Consider the following 16,790-nt stretch of genomic DNA (forward strand, 5'->3'; position numbering starts at 1 on the left):
CTGACACATGCGTGGGATCAGCGGCCGGCGGGCGATCGTCGTCGGCGGGGCACAGGGAATCGGACGCGCCACGGCGGACCGGATCGTGGCCGAGGGAGGCTCGGTGATGATCGTGGACGTCAGTGCCGAGCACGCCGAGAGCGCGGTCACGGAGATCAACGCGACCGCCGGCCGAGCGGCGGCCCGTCACTTCGTGGCGGACATCTCCGACGAGGCATCGGTGATACGGGCTGTCGACACGACGGTCGAGACCCTCGGCGGGCTGGACTTCCTGGTCAACTGCGCCGCTGTGTTCATCATGCGCGGACTGGAGGCCACCGTCGAGGAGTGGCGCCGCATCATGGACGTCAACATCATGGGCCAGGCACTGTGCGTCAAGCACGCGGCTCCCCGGATGACCTCGCCCCGGGGCGGATCCATCGTGAACATCGCCTCCATCTCCGGTCACATCGCCCAGCCCGGCTACCTGACGTACAACGCCACCAAGGCGGCCGTCGCCAACATGACGCGCTGTATGGCCATGGACCTCGCCAGGAGCGGTATCCGGGTCAACGCCGTCAACCCGGGAACCGTGTGGAACAAGAACAACGAGCGGTACCACCGTGAGGAACTCGGTCTCACCCGTGAACAGGCCGACAACCACGCGGACATCGGCGGCCGGCACATGCTCGGCAGAGTCGCGGACCCGGAGGAGATCGCTTCGACGGTGGTCTTCCTGCTGTCCGACGACGCCGGTTACATCACCGGCGAGAACCTGATGGTCGACGCCGGCTACACGGCGATGTGAGAGCTGGTATGAAATTCGATCTCCACACCCATCACGACCGCTGCGGTCACGCGCGCGGCACACTGCGGGACTACGTCGAGGCGGCCCTGGCCGCCGGCCTGGACACCATCGGATTCTCCGACCACTCGCCGTTCTTCGCCGAGACGGAGGACCACCACAGGCCATGGGTCGCGATGGCCAGATCGCAGTTCGCCGGCTACCTCGCCGAGGCTGCCTCGCTCCGTGCGGAGTACCGAGGCCGGATCGACATCCTGCTCGGGGTGGAGTCGGACTTCTTCCCCGAGCACGCGGAACTGTACCGCTCGGTCTACGCCGGTCTCGACCTGGACTACGTCATCGGTTCGGTGCACGTGGTCGGTGAGTCGGACATCTTCCACCGCGACCGCTGGACCGGCGCCACGGAGGAGTTCCTCCTGCGGGAGAAGGAGCGGTACTGCGATCTGGTGGCGCAGTCGGCCCGTTCCGGGCTCTTCGACGTTCTCGGCCACATCGATGCCCTGCGCGGCAACTGTCCGCGTCTCGAGGCCGTGGACACGCCTGCCGTGGACCGGATGCTGCGCGCCGTGGCCGACGCCGATGTCGTGGTCGAAGTGAACACCTCCGGCCGCACCAAGGACTGCGGTGGCTGGTATCCCGCGGACGACGTACTGGACCGGGCGCGGCGCCTCGGCATCCGGATGACCTTCGGTTCCGACGCGCACGATCCCGAACGGGTCGGCGAGGAACACGAAGAGGTCAGAGCGCACCTTCGGGGACTCGGTTATCGCGAGTGGTACGTCTTCGAGCGACGCAGACCCCGCAAGGTGCCGCTGTGACGCGCTCACACCCCTGCGCGCTCCTTTCCTCCTGACGACATTCCGACGAGGTACGAAGTGGAAAATCAGTCAATCCGGGTCGCCCTGGCCGGCGCGGGATCGTGCGCGTCGAGTTTCGTACAGGCCGTGGTCCTGGCCCGTCAGAGACCAGGCCTGCCGTTGACCGGTGTCACGCACGAGCGGATCGGCGGATACGCGTTGGCCGACATCGAGTTCGTGCAGGTCTTCGAGGCCGACGCCGACAAGGTCGGCCGGGATCTGGCCGACGCGCTGGCCGCCCCCGTCACCGTGGCCGTGCGGCACGTCGTGGTCCCGCCGACAGGTGTGGTGGTCGAGGCCGGTCCGGCTCTGGACGGTGTGGCCGGCCGGCTGGCGGACGTGGTCCGGGTGCATCCGGACTGTGCGCACGTCACCACCGACGACCTCGTCGAGGCGTTGCGCCGGTCGGGCGCCCAGGTACTGGTGTGCTTCCTGCCCACCGGCTCGGTCATGGCCGTGCAGGCCTATGCCAGGGCCTGCGCCGAAGCCGGGGTGGCCTTTGTGAACGCCACCCCCGAGGCGGTGGCGAACGACCCCGGACTCGCCCGCCTCTTCGCCGAGCGTGGTGTTCCGCTGCTCGGCGACGACCTGCGGAGCCACCTGGGCGCCACCACCCTGCACACCGCGCTGCTCGAACTGCTGCTCAGCCGGAACCTGCGCATCAAGGACACGTATCAGCTGAACGTCGGCGGAAACACCGACTTCCTCAATCTCTCCGATCCGGTCCGTTCGGCCAGCAAGCAGAAGTCCAAGCGCCGGGCCCTGGCCAGTGCGGGCATCGACGCGAGCGAGGTGTCGGCCGGTCCCAACGGTTACGTCAGGTACCTGGGTGACCGCAAGGTCTGCTTCCTGCGGATCGAGGCGGACTCCCTTCTCGGGGCCCCGGTGGCGATGGAGATCCGGCTGGAGGTCGAGGACAGCCCCAACGCCGCGGCGGTGGTGGCCAACGCCGTCAGGGCCGCCCGTGCCGCCGCCGATCAGGGACTGCACGGGGTGATCGACCCCGTGTGCGGGTTCCTGTTCAAGAGTCCGCGCACCGGAATGCCAGAGTCCGAAGGCCTGCAGAGCTTCCGGGAGTTCGCCGCCAAGGCCCAGCCCCTCTCCGGAGAACCGGCGCCGTCGGCCGCGGTGGACGAACCCGCCGGCCTTTCCACCGGAAACGAGAACTGAATGGACAGGGACCAGGTGGCCAAGGACGTCAGGGACCAGGTGACCGCGGCGCTCGGCCCGGACGCCTCCTTCACGGACACCGATCTACTGCCGGACCACGGTCTGGACTCGCTGAGGAGCGTGGAACTGACCCTCACTCTGGAGGACCGTTTCGGCATCGTCTTCGAGGACGAGGAACTCGCCTTCGAGAACTTCGTCACCGTCAGCGGCATCGTCGATCTGGTTCACCGGAAGCTCGGCGATGGATAGGCACGGCGGCGGTCCGCGGCACGGCTGTCGAGGGTGCGCGCGGTGAGCGCGCGGACCGGCTGGCAGGAGTGCCAGGACGACCTCGTGGCCGGCTTGCTCGGGCAGCACTACGGCCTGAAGGTGAGCAGGAGCGAACGACTGGTCCGGGAGAGCGTGAACGTCGTCAGACGGCTGACAACCGACCAGGGCGTCTACACCCTCAAACAGCTGGGCCGTACCGCCGGCCGGCCGTGGCTCGGCTTCCAGGCCGCCGCCGTCCGGCTGGCCGCCGACGCCGGCATACCCGTCCAGGAACCGGTCGCCGCCGCCGACGGCAGCACCACGCTGTTCGAGGACGGCCGGCAATGGCAACTGCGTCCCTACGTCCAGGGGCGCGCCTTCGCTGCGGGGGCCGACGCCGACCTCGACCGCGTCGGCGACTGCCTGGCCTCGCTGCACGCCCTGAGCACCGACGGCTTGTCCCCGGTGCTCAGCCCGGCCCCGGATCTGGAGGTCTGGCTCTCCGCGGAGGACGACTCCGAGGAGAAGCTCGAGCGGCTCCACCGCCTGCTCACCGGGGTGGTGCCGGCCGCCGAACGGGACCTGGCGCTGTCCGCTTACAGAGGAGCGTGTCACCGTGCCCGCGCGGAACTCATGGCTCTGGGATACCCCGGCTGGGAGCCGGTCCTGACGCACGGGGAGATCGCCGGGTCGAACCTGCTGTTCGACCCGGTGGACGGCACGCTGAGCTGTGTCCTGGACTGGGACGCAGTGCAATTGCGGCCGCGGGCGTACGATCTCGCGAGGGCCTGTCTCTTCCTGGGCCGCAAGGCGCGGGGGAGCTTCGACCTGGACGCCGGCCGGGCGGCCCGGGTGCTGCGGCGGGCCACGACCGCGCGACGGCTTCTCCCATCGGAAACGGCCGCGCTGGCACCGATTCTGGAACTGTACTTCGTCCCCACCCCGCTCTATCTCTCGCAGCTGGCAGAGCACGGTCCGGAACATCTGGAGTGGTACGTCGGCTGGACCGTCCGAGGGGCCTCCCGGGTGCGGGCGACGCTGGCGCCGGTGCTCGACCTGCTGCGGTCGCCGGTGACGACATGACCAGTCCTCTCGTCGCGGTGGACCCGCCCGGGAACTCCCCGGTCCGTCCGTACTCCTGCCGGACCGGCCGCCACCGGGTGAGCGTGTCCGTCACACCGGACACCTCGGTGAGGCTCTCCAGGCTCCTCACCCCGTTCGTCTCCACCCTGCCCGCACCCGAAAGCGGGTTCCCGCGGGTCGCCTGGTCGATCCGCTACGACCCCGGGGACAGCCCGTACCCACCCGGCCACGAGAGAATCGAACCCGTTTCTCCCGGTGAGCCGCGAAGTACTCTGTGGCTGGACCGGGACCGGCGCGAACTGAACATCGACCCGGCCACGCCGGCCGGTCTCGCCGTCCACCTGGTCGCCCGGTACGTTCGGATCCTGCTGCGGCTGGCGCACGCGGCCGGCGCCGAGGAGCTCTTCCTGCACGGCGGCCTGGTGGCCGCCGGGAGCCACGGGTACGGCCGAGGCGTCGCGGTCCTGGGCGACAAACGGGCGGGCAAGACCTCCACCGTGCTGGCGGCGATGCTGGACGGCGCGGCCTTCGTCGCCAACGACGACCTGAGCGTCCGTCACGAGGGCGAGCGGTGGATCGGCCGTGGGTGGCCTCGTGCCGTCAGCGTCCGCCCGGACACCTTGCCGGCCCTCGGTCTGGGGTCCGGCGCCGGGACCGCGGCGGGACGGCTCGCGCACCCGGCGCAGACGGACTCGGCCCGGACGGACTCGGCCCGGACGGCGAGCCCCGCCGGACCCGCGGGGCCACGGCGGACGTTCTACCCGTACGAACTGGTCGACCTGCTGGGCGCGCCCCCGCCGCGCGCTGACGCCCCCCTGACCGCTCTGGTGTTCCCGCGCTTCAGCGATCTTCCGGGGCCCGCCGTCCTGCGAGAACTGGAGCCGCCGGAGGCGCTCGGCCGCCTGCGGCGCAACCTGCTGCGGGACCCGGTGAAACACGCGGACTTCCTGCGGGACGGCTCCGCCGGGACGGCGCCGGACGTTTCCGGGGCGTTGACAGCCCTGGCCACCGCCGTCCCCGGCTACGAACTGACCCAGCACTTCTCGAACCTGCGGGCAGGTGCCGAGCACATCGCTCACCTGCTCCACCCCTGACTGGAGGAAAACCGTGTCGCCCACCACTGACGCCGACCTGTCCGACTTCGTCTTCGTCCGGCGGAACGACGGCCTTCCGATCGAGGAGATCCCTTTTGAGCTGGTCGAGCGCAAGGGCGTGGGGCATCCCGACACCATGTGCGACGCCATCGCCGAGCGGGCTTCGCGGTACTACTCGCAGTACTGCCTGGAGCACTTCGGGCGGATAGCCCACCACTGGTTCGACAAGGTGATGCTCTTCGGCGGCGAGTCCGACCTGGACTACGGACACGGGGAACTGGTCAACCCGTACACGGTGCTCTTCGCCGGCAAGGGCGCCCACCGCTGCGGCGACACACCGATTCCGCTGGCGGACATCCTGCGCCGGGCCGCCGCCGACGTGCTGTCCGAGGTCACGACCGGCTTCGACGCCGACCGGCATCTGGTGATCGACTGCCGGATCGTGGACCATCAGGGCGCGGGCCGCGGCAGGTCCCGGTACCGGCCCGAGAGCCATGACGACCTGGTGGCGATCGGGGATCCCTCACTCGTCTCGAACGACTGCAACCTGCTCCATGCCTTTGCCCCGTTCAGCCGTCTCGAGCAGGCGGTACTCCGCATCGAACGGCTCATCAACGGACCGGACTTCAAGGCCAGGCACCGGGACACCGGATGGGACGTCAAGGTCTTCGGCAGCCGCAACGGCGAGGATTTCAGCTTCATCGTCAACATGCCGTTCCTGGCCTCGGACATCTCCTCCTTCGACCACTACCTGAGCCGAAAGGCCGAGTGCCGGGAAGAAGTCGTCGGCCTGCTGCGCGACACCCTCGGCGGGGACCCCGCCGTGCTGTTCAACCCCACCGACCGCAACGGGCGCCCCTATCTGACCGCTCTCGGTTCCGTCGCCGACACCGGTGACGTCGGCGCGGTGGGCCGGGGCAACCGGGTCACCGGGCTCATCACCCCGATGCGGGCGATGAGCATCGAGGCTCCGGCGGGCAAGAATCCGCTCGACCACACGGGCAAGCTCTACGGCGTGCTCGCCCAGCAGCTCGCCCGGCGGCTGAACGAGATGACCGGCAAGCCGGTCGAGACCCACCTGTTCACCTCCAAGGAGGCGCCGCTGGACCGCCCCGACCAGGTCGTGGTCCGGGTCCACGGTCTACAGGACGGCGGCGACGAGGAGCAGAAGATCCGTGCGGTCGTCGCCGAGGCACTGGCGAACACCGCGGAACTCACCAGGGAGATCATCGTCACCGGGGTGACGATGTGGTGACCCGGGCATCGGCTCTGAGCGATGACCTGCTGCGGGCCCTGGCCGGTACACCGGCCCCGTCCGGCGGCACCTGGATCACCCGCTACACCGCGCCGCCCAGGAGCACGGCGCACCAGTTCCTGGTCATGCTCAAGCCCGAACTCACCGCGGAAGCCACCCATCGCGAACCGGACGCCGCCCCGTCCGGCCTGCTGCACCGGGCACTCGGCCGGCTGGAAGCCGGCGGGGTGACGATTCGCGCCGCCCGGCTCACCACCGCTGCCGGCCTCGCACGCCGCCGGCTGATCGAGCAGCAGTACGCGGTCCTCAACCGGGTCTCCCGGCTGGGCCTGGAAGCCGTGCCGGCGGCCGGTGCGGAGCGACTCGCCCGGCTCTACCCGGAGGCCTTCGCCGCCGAGGCGACGGGGCGCCGGAGCATCCTGGGCGGCCATCAACTGCTCGACGCCGTACCCGGACTGACCGCGTACGCGCTGGACGCCTTCGCGCGCAATCTGCCGATCGAGAAGGTCGCCGCCGGGGTGTACGCCCTGGAAATGGTTCTCGACGGCGAGCGGATGGTGGTCCTCAACGCCTTCCACCCCAGCCAGCTGGACCACTTCCACCGGCCCGGCGGACAGGTGGTGTTCCTGGAATGCCTGACCGACCGGCCGGTCGCCGAACTGCGCCGCGAGGTGATCGGGGCGACCGATCCGGCGCAGGCGGAGCGCGGTTCGGTCAAGGAGCTGTTGCACACCGAGCGGGAGGCCTTCCGGACGTGGAAGGTCTGCACGCGGCTGAACGGGGTCCACGCCTCACCCGGCGCGGTCGAGGCCATGTTCACCATTCAGCGCTGTTTCTCGGACGACTGGGGGCGCCTGCCCCTCGGTGACACTCAACTCGGCCGCGGACTGCTCGCCGCGGGCCTCACCGAGGCCCGGATCCAGGCCCTGGAGCACAACCCGCAGATCGAGGTCGACGGCACCAGCGGCCCGCTGTTCGACGTCACCGAGGACATGCCGGTGGACGAAGCGTTCGACCTGGTGGTGCAGCTGCTCCGGCAGACACCGGCCGGCGTGCGGTGAACGCCGGACCGGACGGCCGCCCGGCCGGCAGGACCGGACGGCGCATCTGGATCGTCGGAGCCCCCGGGGCGGGCAAGAGCACCCTGGCGAAGTCGCTGTCGCTGACGCTCGGGCTACCGCACCGGGAACTCGACGCCCTGTTCTGGCAGTCCGGTTGGAGACGGGCCGACGACGAGGCGTTCCGCGAAGCGGTGAGCGGTCTGGCGGCTGAGGACGCCTGGATCATCGACGGCCAGTACGAGGACGTCCACCCGCTGCTCGGGCAGGTTGCCGATGTCGTCATCTGGCTCGACCCGCCTCGTGCGGTCGCGTTGCGCCGGACCGCGCTGCGTGCGCTGCGGCGGCTGCTGGGCCGTGAGGAGCTCTGGAACGGGAACCGGGAGCATCCACGCAGTGCCTGGAACCTGCTCGTCTGGGCCTGGCGCACACGCGACGACGTCGAAAGCGCCAACCTCAGGCTGCTGGGCCGGTTGGCCGCCCGGGGGGCATGGGGCCTCCGGGCCCGTTCGTCGCAGGAGGCCCACAGCCTGCTCGTCGCCCAATGGGCGTGACCCCGACCGCGAGCACCCGGCGTCCGGAACGCACTGGTACCACCGACCACAGGAGACATCACCCATGACGAGACCCACCCGGGCCCTGTCATTGTTCGGCGGCACCCCCGTCGTGGACCGGCTCCCCCCGGCCGAACCGCCGACCATCGCCCACGACGACATCCCACTGATCGTGGAGATGGTGCGGCGCGGCGAGATCTCCTATACCGGGCGGGTGGGCCAAGTGGCCCACCTGGAGGACGAGTTCCTCCGGTACTTCGGTACCGGGTACGCGCTCGCGGTCAACTCCGGTACGTCGGCCCTGCATTCCGCGTTCTTCGGGATCGGGCTCGAACCGGGTGACGAGGTCCTCGCCCCGACCTACACGTTCCTGGCCACGGTGATGCCGGTCTTCGCGGTGAACGCGGTGCCGGTGCTGGTCGACGCCGACGCCGAGACAGGCAACCTCGACCCGGCACAGCTCGAACGGCACATGACCGATCGCACCCGGGCCGTGGTGGTGACCCACCTCAACGGCTTCCCGGCGGACATGCGAGCCGTGGTCGAAGTCGCCGAAAAACACGGCCTGCACGTCATCGAGGACTGCTCGCAGGCCCACGGCGCGGTGTCCTCGGGACGCAAGGTCGGCACGTTCGGGGCCGCGGGGGCTTTCAGCCTGCAGGCGAAGAAGCCCGTGACGGCCGGTGAAGGCGGCATGCTGCTCACCTCCGAACCGCGGTTGTACGAACGGGCGGTCATGCTCGGGCACTGTCTGGACCGTGCGGAGGAGGACGTGACGAGCCTCGAGTACCGGGCCTTCGCCGGTACGGGATTCGGCCTCAACTACCGCATCCATCCGCTCGGTGCCGCGCTGGCCCGGGGGTCGCTGCGCCGGCTGGAGTCGGTGCTGGCGGCCCGGCGGGCCAACTGCGAGTTCCTGGACGGCCTGTTGAAGGACCTCCCCGGCATACGGCCGCCGGCCAGACCGGCTCACATGGACCGTGTCGCCTACTACAGCTACCAGCCTCTGTACCTGGCCGAAGAGCTGGGCGGGCTTCCCGTGGACGTGTTCGTCCGGGCGGCCGTCGCGGAAGGAGTGCCGCTGTCCCGGCCGAAGTCCCTGCCGCTGCACCGGGAAGCGGTCTTCCAGGACCCGTCCTGGCACTCCGGCACCTTCGGCCCGTTCGCCGGCGGCGGGAAGGGATACCGGCACTACCGGGACGAGGACTTCCCCGCGAGTGCCCGCTATCTCTCCCGTGCTCTGCGGCTGCCCGTCTACTCCACCCCCGCCCGTCGCGAACTGGAGCGGTTCGCCGAAGCCCTGGCCAAGGTGGTCGACAACGTGGAGGCGCTCCACGACCTGGTCCGCCGGGAGCAGCACCGGTGACGTAACAGTGAACCGCGGTTGATTTCATATCCCAACAAAACGCTGGAAACAGTGGGCGACGGTGGAGCGGAAATATTGATTTTCCGCCACGCTCCCACTGTTTGTCGGCGTGCCGAAAAAGTTTATCAGGGACAAAAAAATAATTCTCGAAGAAGGGTTGTCAGATCCTTCCACGGCAAAGATAAGATTCGAACCCAAGAAGCAGTCGAGAAACGATTCATGCAAGGGAGGTAGTAGCCATGACAGACGACAACTTCTTCGATTCCGTCGACATCGAGGAGCTTTCCGACAGTGCGCTCGACGACATTGTCGGCGGTTCCATCATCGTCGTGAACGGCATCTGCGGCTGAAACACGCCCGGTTGAGAGACGGCGCCACGGCGGGCGCAGGAATGTCCGGCCCGTCGTGGCGCCACAACGGCCTCAAAGAAACACGTACGGGAATGACGACACATCATGGACAACGCGGGGGCCGGGAGACGTTCCCGCTCTCCTTCGGTCAGGAGAAGACATACTGGGGTCTTCGGCAGGGCGGGATCCCCGCTCACTCCCTCCATGCTTCCCTGCGTATCGACGGCCCGTTGAACGCGATCGCGTTCAATACCGCGCTGCACACCATGGTGCTGCGTCACGACGCCTTGCGGCTGCGCATCGCGCCCGGCCCGTCGGGGCTGCCGGGACAGTGGCTGGCCGCTCCTCCCGATCCCGCTTCCGTACTGACCCGTACGCTGGTGAAGAGCGGCTCGGAAACACAGTTCATCACCTATGCCGCCAGAGTCGGGGAAGGAGAATTCTCCCGCCCCTGGCGGTTGGCCGAAAACCCTCACTTCCGCTTCACGCTCCTGCGGTTCTCGCCCGAGGTACACGCTTTCCTGGCCAATTTCCCGCGGGTGACGGTCGACGGCAGATCCCGGGCGGTCTTCCTGCGTGAACTCTGGCAGACGTACACGGATGTCCGGAACGGAGGGCCGACGCCCGGACGAAGCGGCGACCTGCCGGCCAGCATTCGCCGGCAGCGGGAGAGGTTCGCGCACCGCTCGGCGACGACGAACCTTGCCTACTGGACGTCGAAGTTCCAGGCCATCGAATCCGGGTCGCCCCGGTCGGAGGACGCCTCGGGCGACGATTCCGACGGCCCGCCGCGCCTTCCCCTGACGCGTGACTTCACCCTGCGCGGAGAGGAGTTGCTCGCCTTTCGGAGCAACTGCCGCGCGAGCACGTCCACCGCGTTCCAGTGGGCCCTGGCCCGGTTCGCGGCCGAGATCTTCCGCATCACGTCCCGTCCGCACATCGACGTCCTCGTTCCCATGGACACGAGGGAGACGGCCGATCTCGCCCTCATGGGAAGGTTCGCGATCACCATGCCGCTGCTCGTCCACAGGTCCGACGAGCCGGCCGGAATCCTGCGCAACGTGAAAGCGGAGATGATGCAGACGATGCGGCACCGGCATCTGAGGTACGCCGACCTGGAGCGCGCCCGCGCGAGCCGGCGAACGTCGGTCTCCCGCCGCCGCGGGGTCGTCACGGCCGCCTACGACGAGCACACCGAGGACCGTTCGGTCGCGATGACCGGTGGCGTCGTCGCCACTTCCGAAGCGATCCCCCTCCGCCTGGTGCGCATGTCCGACGGCATCGATCTGGCGGTCAACGACTTCGGCCGACGGCTGGAGGTGACCGTGCGGTTCGACCCCCGCGACCACGACGACGCCGCCGCCGACGAGTTCATCGTGCGCCTGGCGGGCGCCCTCGTAACTCCCCTGGCCACCACGGCTGCCGTCCCGGACGTCGCCGCGCGCCCGGAAGGAACCGTCCGATGAACACCGAACCCGCAGCGTCGGAGGGCGCGGAGGGTGCGGAGGGCGCGGAGGTCGGCGCTCCCCGTTTCCGTCCTCAGGCCATGGCGGCCAGGGGCGCCTCTCGCGAGTTCGGAGCGCCCCTCGAGAACGGCCGGCTGTTACGACGGCCCACCTGGAGAGCTCTCTCCGCACGGGCGGACAACCGCCCGAGGAGGGGAGGCGGGGGATCGCGCGCCCGCCGGGTGCCCGTTCGTCTGCAGTCCCAGACGAGCGACTGCGGCGCGGTCTGCCTGGCCATGGTCTTCGCCCTGCACGGCCTGGAGGTTCCGATCCACGAACTCCGCCAGGCCACCGCCACCGGCCGGGACGGAGTCTCGGCCCGGCGGCTGATGGACGTGGCCCGCGGCTACGGCTTCAACGGCCGGGGACTGCGGGTCGGCCTCGACAAGCTCTCCCAACTGCCACCGGGCACCATCCTGTTCTGGAACTTCAACCACTTCGTCGTACTGGAGCGCGTTTCGGGCAGGTGGGTCCACCTCGTCGATCCCGGGTACGGCCGGCGCCGGATGACGCTGGAGTCCTTCGGTGAGGCGTTCACGGGGATCGCCCTGCAGATCGCCCCGGGCCTTCGGTTCGCCGAGCGCCGCAGCCGAACCGGCGCCGGCGGCCCCGCGGCCGACCGGAGCCCGTGGACGTACCTGCGCCTCTTCCTGCCGCGGACGCCACGGTGGATCCCCTTCGTGCTGTGCTCACTGCTGCTGCTGGTGTTCAACTTCGCCCTGCCACTGGCCACCCAGTACGTCGTGGACCATGTGACCCCGGGCGGGAGCGGCCCGGACCCGCGGTTCTGGGCCGTCGGACTGCTGGTCGTGCCGACGGCCTTCTTCGCCCTGCAACTCCTGCGCTCACTGTCGTTCCTGGCTGTGCAGACCATGGTCGACGAGGACGTCACCCTCGGCATCCTGAACCGTCTGTTCACACTTCCGTACGACTTCTTCGCCAGCCGGAGCCCCGGCGACCTGCTGCAACGCGTACGCACCAGTTCCGCCGTCCGCCAGGTGCTCTCGGCGTCGGCCTTCAACAGTGTCTTCGACGGGCTGCTGATCCTGGGCTACATGGCAGTGCTCTTCTTCGCGGACTGGGTGCTGGCACTGCTGGTCGTCGTCGTGGCGCTGCTCCAGGTCGCCGTCCTCGTCGTGTCCTGGCGCGGCCAGGAGTACGCAGGTGTGGACGCTCTGGAGGCCCGCTCGCGGGCCGACTCGGAACTGGCCGAGGTACTGGAGGGAATGGGCACCCTGAAGGCGGCCGGGCTGGAGGGGCCGGCCGCACAGCGCTGGAGTCACACGCTCGCCGACGAGCTGAACACCAGGCTGCACAGCAGGCGGCTGCTCGCCCTGTCCACTGCGGCCGGCACCGCACTCCAGATGGGGGCACCCCTGCTCGTCCTGGCCGCCGGGTCACTGCGGGTCTCGTCGGGCGCGCTTTCCCCCGGCAGGGTGCTGGGATTCAGTGTGCTGGCCATGGGGCTGCTGGTCCCCTTGGCCAACCTGGTGCAGGTGGGACTGCAGATCTCCGGGATCGGCGCCTCGCTTTCGAGGCTGGGCGACATCATGCAGGCCTCGCCGGAGAAGAGGGCGGGCGACCGGCCACCGGACATCGAAGGCGCGATCGCGGTGCGCGGAGCGTCGTTCGCCTACCAGAGCGGCCGTCTCGTGCTCGAGGACGTCTCCTTCGACGTGCCACGCGGAAGCTTCACCGCCGTGCTCGGGGCTTCCGGTTCGGGCAAGTCGTCCTGTGCCCTGCTGCTGACCGGCCTCTGTCGGCCCGTGTCCGGAGAGATCCTCGTGGACGGCCAGAACCTCGCCGGCGTCGACACCGCCGAGTACCGACGCTCCATCTCCTACGTGAACCAGGACGCCAAGCTGTTCTCGGGCACGGTGCGCGACAACATCGCCTGGGGCGGAACGGACGTCACGGACGTCGACGTGAGTCGAGCGGCGCGACTTGCCGGCATCCACGACGACGTGGCCGCGATGCCGATGGGGTACGACACGCTGCTGGGCTCCGGCGGCACGGGTCTGTCGGGTGGCCAGCGGCAACGGATCGTGCTCGCCAGGGCTCTGGTCAGGAGACCCCGGCTGCTGATTCTCGACGAGGCCACCAGCGCACTCGACCCGGTGCTGGAGCGGGCGATCTTCACCCGCCTGCGCCGGCTGGGATGCACCCTGGTGGTGGTCGCCCACCGGCTGACCACGGTTCAGGACGCCGATCAGGTCGTCGTGCTCCAGCGTGGCCGGGTCGTCCAGCGCGGCCACCACCGGGAACTGATGGAGCTTCAGGGCCCGTACCGGAAGTTGCTGGACAGGTGAACCCCGTCACGGACTCCTTGGCCGCGGTCCTGGCCGCCGGCACTGTCGCCGCCGGTTCAGGACTTCAGGACGACCGGTTCGCGGGGCGGCCCCTCGGCCAGCAGCTCCGCCAGGTGCCGGTGGAGACGGCCCGGCACCAGCCGATCGGTGGTCGCGCCCAGCTCGTCGAGCGTCCACCAGCGGATGCTCACCACCGACGAGCGCTCCATCTCGGTGAAACCGCCGGTGTCGACGTCGAAAGCGGTGACCCTCGCGGTGAAGTAGCGTTCATCGCAGTCGTAGGTCCGCCCGCCCCACGAAGCCGTCCGACGGCGTCGCCACACCGCCGGGCCCAGGACGATGCGGGTGAGTCCGGTCTCCTCGAAGACCTCGCGGACCGCGGCCTGCTCGAAGGTCTCCCCCTCCTCGCACCCGCCGCCGACCGGGTACCAGAAGGTGTGCCCGTCCCGGTCGTCCTTGCTGGAGAACATCAGCAGCCGGTCGGACTCGTCGAGCAGCAGGACCCGAGCGGTCGGACGGTACACCGGCTCATCGGCGCCGACAGGGCGTTCCGGCATGACGAGTTCCTCTCGAAGGGGAAGGGATCACAGGGTTGCTCCGGCGTTTCATCCCTGACGGGCGGGCGGCAGCCGCACATGGCCGCCGAAGCACGGCGCGGACGGTGTGCGGGCTCGCTCCGTACGAGCCCGCACACGCGGCACAGCGGCAGCGGCAACCGGATCGAACGACGCCAGGAAATCCTCAACGGGTTCCCGGAGCTGGAGATCACTGTACCGCGCCGCAATGGAATCGGCATTGCTCACCGCAATTCCGATTCCGGACGACCCGAGAAGGCAGCCGTCGTTGTACGCGTCGCCGAAGGAAACCACCTCCTGCAACCCCGCGGGAGCACGATACCGGGTGAGATAGTCGGCAAGTCCAGTGGCTTTGCAGGTTCCGTGGGGGCGTATCAGCAGTGCGTCGAAAGAGCTGATTCGGTCCCATTCATGAGGAAGTCCGGCGAGAATTTCCGTCGGCGTGGCCAGCGGCTCGAATATCGCGATGCCGGTGAGCGCCCCGGACGGCACGGTCCGCGAGGAGTGCAGGCCGAGACAGGAACGCGGTACGTCGTACGCGTGGGCGTACCGCAGCCGCGCCCGGCGGGACCAGGCCAGCTGCGTCCCGTCGATCTCGGCCACGAGGTCGGTGACCCCGTGGTCGAGCAGCCGGGTCAGCGCCGCGTCGGGCAGCCGGCGCAGGACCGTGATCTCACCGGTGCCGCGCCGCAGCAGGACGTTGCCGTCGCCGAGCAGGACGTGGTCCTCCAGGGCGGCCAGTGTTCCACCGCCCGGGTCGACCCGGAGGAAAGACGTCACCGAACGGCCGCTCACCACCAGCGGAACAAGACCGCGCCGCCGCAGTCCGGACAGTCGCTCGGCGATGTTCGGCCGGAAACAGCCGTCGGCGTCCAGCAATGTACCGTCCAGATCGAATGCCGCAAAACGTATCGCCGCGTCGCCGCTTCCCGGCGGCCGTGTTCCGTTCGTTCCCAGTGGCATCGAAATCCCCAGGTATTTGGTTCGTCTCTCCGGCGATCGCGCGGACAGCGTGATCCTATTCCGTCCGGCGTTCCATTCCGCAAGAGCCCACCATCCGGAAGGCGGCAGTCAACATGCCCGAATTCCCTGCTGTCGGCGTGACGAATGTCGCCGGTTTCCTCGACCGGGCCGCGCATGATCACGGTTCCCGTCCCGCGGTCCGGGACCGAACCGGAACCTGGACCTGGGCGGAGCTGGACCGTGCCAGCCGCCTGGCGGCGCACCGCCTGAAGGAACGGGGTATCGGCCCGGGACAGCGCGTGCTGTCCACCCTCGCGGCGGACCGCGGGTTCTTCGCCCTGCTGTTCGGGGTGCTGCGGGTCGGTGCCACCCTGATTCCCGCCGGGGAGGCCACCAGTGACTACGAACTCGCCTGGCTGCTCACCGACGCCGAACCGGCCGTGCTGGTGGCCTCCCCGGACCGTCCGGCGCTGCCGGAAGCCTCGAAGATCCCGGTGACCCGGCTGTCCGAACTACTGACCGGACTCGACCACCGGGACGCGGTCCGGTTCCCGGACGCCGTCGCGCCGGACACCCACGCGCTGCTGCTGTACACCTCGGGGAGCACCGGACGGCCCAAGGGCGTCGTCTGCCGCCACGACGCCGTGGCCTTCGCCGCCGAGGCCATCGCGAGCCGGCTGAGGTACCAGCAGGGGGACGTCGTCTGGAACCGGCTGCCGGTGTCGTTCGACTACGGTCTGTACCAGATCTTCCTCTGCGCTCTCGCGGGAGCGGAACTCGTCCTGCCCGCAGCCGAGTTGTCGGCGTCCGAGCTGGTCTCGGTACGGGACGCCGGGGCCACCGTCGTGCCGCTGGTGCCCACCCTGGCCGCTCTCCTCGCCCGACTGGCCGAGCGTGACCGGCGGCCGACCGCCGTGCGGATGTTCAGCAACACCGGCGCGGCGCTGGCCGCTCCCGCCGCCCGGCGGCTGCGGTCGGCCTTCCCCGGCACCGCCCTGGTGCAGATGTACGGCATGACGGAGTGCAAGCGGGTCACCATCGCCGACCCGGACGAGGACCTGGTGTATCCGGGAGCCGTGGGGCGAGCACTGCCGGGCACCCGTCTGTTCGTCGTCGACGAGGAGGGCCGTCCACTGTCCGCCGGGAACACCGGTCAGATCGTCGCGGCGGGACCACACGTGATGAGCGGCTACTGGCGTTCCCCCGCCGCGACGGCCGAGCGGTTCGGGACGGCCCCGGACGGGGCCGGCCCGGCTGTCTTCACCGGAGACCGGGGCTATCTGGACACCGAGGGCCGCCTGTACTGGACCGGGCGCGATGACGACATCTTCAAACGGCGCGGCAGGCGCACGAGTGTGCAGGAAGTGGAGAGCGCGATGCTGGACATAGCGGAGGTGGAGGCGGCGGCCGTGCTTCCACCGGGTCCGGACGAGGTGCTGACCGTCTGGGCGGTGACCACGCTGGAACCGAAGCAGGTGCTGCGCTCGGTGGCCGTCCGTCTGGGCGCGGCGCGTACGCCCGACCGTTGCGTGGTGGTGGCCGAACTTCCCCGTACCGCGCACGGAAAAGTCGACAGGGCCGCGCTTCGGGCGTCGCTGGCGGCGGCGCGGTGAACGGG

At 69.5% G+C, this 16,790-nt stretch carries 15 protein-coding genes; 13 read left to right on the forward strand and 2 right to left on the reverse strand.

Translation table 11 applies throughout. The features are described from left to right. Positions 1 to 7: 7 nt before the first annotated feature. From ABT057_RS22065 to ABT057_RS22120, 12 genes are all read left to right on the forward strand, one after another. Positions 8 to 787, forward strand: a complete 780-nt coding sequence (locus ABT057_RS22065; RefSeq protein WP_352344948.1) for an SDR family NAD(P)-dependent oxidoreductase — start codon at positions 8 to 10, stop codon at positions 785 to 787. Between the two features lie 8 nt (positions 788 to 795). Beyond that, positions 796 to 1,602 carry a histidinol-phosphatase gene (locus ABT057_RS22070; RefSeq protein WP_352344950.1) on the forward strand — a complete coding sequence of 269 codons (807 nt, stop codon included), beginning with the start codon at positions 796 to 798 and terminating at the stop codon, positions 1,600 to 1,602. Between the two features lie 57 nt (positions 1,603 to 1,659). Further along, the gene (locus ABT057_RS22075) at positions 1,660 to 2,811 is read left to right on the forward strand and encodes an inositol-3-phosphate synthase (protein WP_352344952.1); all 1,152 of its coding nucleotides are present in this window, start codon (positions 1,660 to 1,662) and stop codon (positions 2,809 to 2,811) included. Next, a complete protein-coding gene (locus ABT057_RS22080) occupies positions 2,812 to 3,060 on the forward strand; it encodes an acyl carrier protein (RefSeq protein ID WP_352344954.1) in 249 nt (82 codons plus the stop codon). Between the two features lie 42 nt (positions 3,061 to 3,102). Further along, entirely contained in the window at positions 3,103 to 4,143 is a 1,041-nt protein-coding gene (locus tag ABT057_RS22085; protein WP_352344956.1) for a phosphotransferase, read from the forward strand. Beyond that, entirely contained in the window at positions 4,140 to 5,237 is a 1,098-nt protein-coding gene (locus ABT057_RS22090) for a phosphoenolpyruvate carboxykinase (ATP) (protein ID WP_352344958.1), read from the forward strand. The genes ABT057_RS22085 and ABT057_RS22090 overlap by 4 nt, the downstream gene beginning before the upstream one ends. A 13-nt stretch (positions 5,238 to 5,250) precedes the next feature. Then, positions 5,251 to 6,492: a methionine adenosyltransferase gene (locus ABT057_RS22095; protein ID WP_352344960.1), complete on the forward strand. Its 1,242-nt coding sequence runs from the start codon at positions 5,251 to 5,253 to the stop codon at positions 6,490 to 6,492. Beyond that, positions 6,489 to 7,553, forward strand: coding sequence for a nucleoside-diphosphate kinase (locus ABT057_RS22100; protein ID WP_352344962.1), 1,065 nt, complete (start codon positions 6,489 to 6,491; stop codon positions 7,551 to 7,553). Before ABT057_RS22095 ends, ABT057_RS22100 begins: the two co-directional genes overlap by 4 nt. Then, entirely contained in the window at positions 7,550 to 8,104 is a 555-nt protein-coding gene (locus ABT057_RS22105; RefSeq protein ID WP_352344964.1) for a P-loop NTPase family protein, read from the forward strand. Before ABT057_RS22100 ends, ABT057_RS22105 begins: the two co-directional genes overlap by 4 nt. Positions 8,105 to 8,168: 64 nt before the next feature. After that, positions 8,169 to 9,470: a DegT/DnrJ/EryC1/StrS family aminotransferase gene (locus tag ABT057_RS22110; protein WP_352344966.1), complete on the forward strand. Its 1,302-nt coding sequence runs from the start codon at positions 8,169 to 8,171 to the stop codon at positions 9,468 to 9,470. 442 nt (positions 9,471 to 9,912) lie between these two features. Continuing rightward, positions 9,913 to 11,286, forward strand: a complete 1,374-nt coding sequence (locus ABT057_RS22115; RefSeq protein WP_352344968.1) for a condensation domain-containing protein — start codon at positions 9,913 to 9,915, stop codon at positions 11,284 to 11,286. Next, complete coding sequence (locus tag ABT057_RS22120; protein WP_352344970.1) at positions 11,283 to 13,634, forward strand: peptidase domain-containing ABC transporter; 2,352 nt, start codon at positions 11,283 to 11,285, stop codon at positions 13,632 to 13,634. The genes ABT057_RS22115 and ABT057_RS22120 overlap by 4 nt, the downstream gene beginning before the upstream one ends. A gap of 56 nt (positions 13,635 to 13,690) precedes the next feature. Here ABT057_RS22120 and ABT057_RS22125 read toward each other — a convergent pair whose 3' ends face one another. Both ABT057_RS22125 and ABT057_RS22130 read right to left on the reverse strand, forming a co-directional pair. Next, positions 13,691 to 14,191 (reverse strand): NUDIX hydrolase, encoded by a 501-nt coding sequence (locus ABT057_RS22125; protein ID WP_352344972.1) that lies wholly within the window; start codon positions 14,189 to 14,191, stop codon positions 13,691 to 13,693. A gap of 48 nt (positions 14,192 to 14,239) precedes the next feature. Continuing rightward, positions 14,240 to 15,172 carry an HAD family hydrolase gene (locus tag ABT057_RS22130; RefSeq protein WP_352344974.1) on the reverse strand — a complete coding sequence of 311 codons (933 nt, stop codon included), beginning with the start codon at positions 15,170 to 15,172 and terminating at the stop codon, positions 14,240 to 14,242. A 137-nt stretch (positions 15,173 to 15,309) separates the two neighbouring features. On the opposite strand from ABT057_RS22130, the gene ABT057_RS22135 reads away from it, so the two are divergent. Next, positions 15,310 to 16,785, forward strand: coding sequence for a class I adenylate-forming enzyme family protein (locus ABT057_RS22135; protein ID WP_352344976.1), 1,476 nt, complete (start codon positions 15,310 to 15,312; stop codon positions 16,783 to 16,785). The last annotated feature ends 5 nt before the right edge of the window (positions 16,786 to 16,790 follow it).

The sequence above is a fragment of the Streptomyces sp. NPDC002588 genome, assembly GCF_040295925.1.
In the GTDB taxonomy this organism is placed as follows: Bacteria; Actinomycetota; Actinomycetes; order Streptomycetales; family Streptomycetaceae; genus Streptomyces.

Excerpts from the sequence above, each read along its gene's own strand:
- ABT057_RS22065 (WP_352344948.1), top strand. The coding sequence starts at position 8 with ATGCGTGGGATCAGCGGCCGGCGGGCGATCGTCGTCGGCGGGGCACAG.
- ABT057_RS22070 (WP_352344950.1), top strand. The coding sequence starts at position 796 with ATGAAATTCGATCTCCACACCCATCACGACCGCTGCGGTCACGCGCGC.
- ABT057_RS22080 (WP_352344954.1), top strand. The coding sequence starts at position 2,812 with ATGGACAGGGACCAGGTGGCCAAGGACGTCAGGGACCAGGTGACCGCG.
- ABT057_RS22090 (WP_352344958.1), top strand. The coding sequence starts at position 4,140 with ATGACCAGTCCTCTCGTCGCGGTGGACCCGCCCGGGAACTCCCCGGTC.
- ABT057_RS22110 (WP_352344966.1), top strand. The coding sequence starts at position 8,169 with ATGACGAGACCCACCCGGGCCCTGTCATTGTTCGGCGGCACCCCCGTC.
- ABT057_RS22115 (WP_352344968.1), top strand. The coding sequence starts at position 9,913 with ATGACGACACATCATGGACAACGCGGGGGCCGGGAGACGTTCCCGCTC.
- ABT057_RS22120 (WP_352344970.1), top strand. The coding sequence starts at position 11,283 with ATGAACACCGAACCCGCAGCGTCGGAGGGCGCGGAGGGTGCGGAGGGC.
- ABT057_RS22125 (WP_352344972.1), bottom strand. The coding sequence starts at position 14,191 with ATGCCGGAACGCCCTGTCGGCGCCGATGAGCCGGTGTACCGTCCGACC.
- ABT057_RS22130 (WP_352344974.1), bottom strand. The coding sequence starts at position 15,172 with ATGCCACTGGGAACGAACGGAACACGGCCGCCGGGAAGCGGCGACGCG.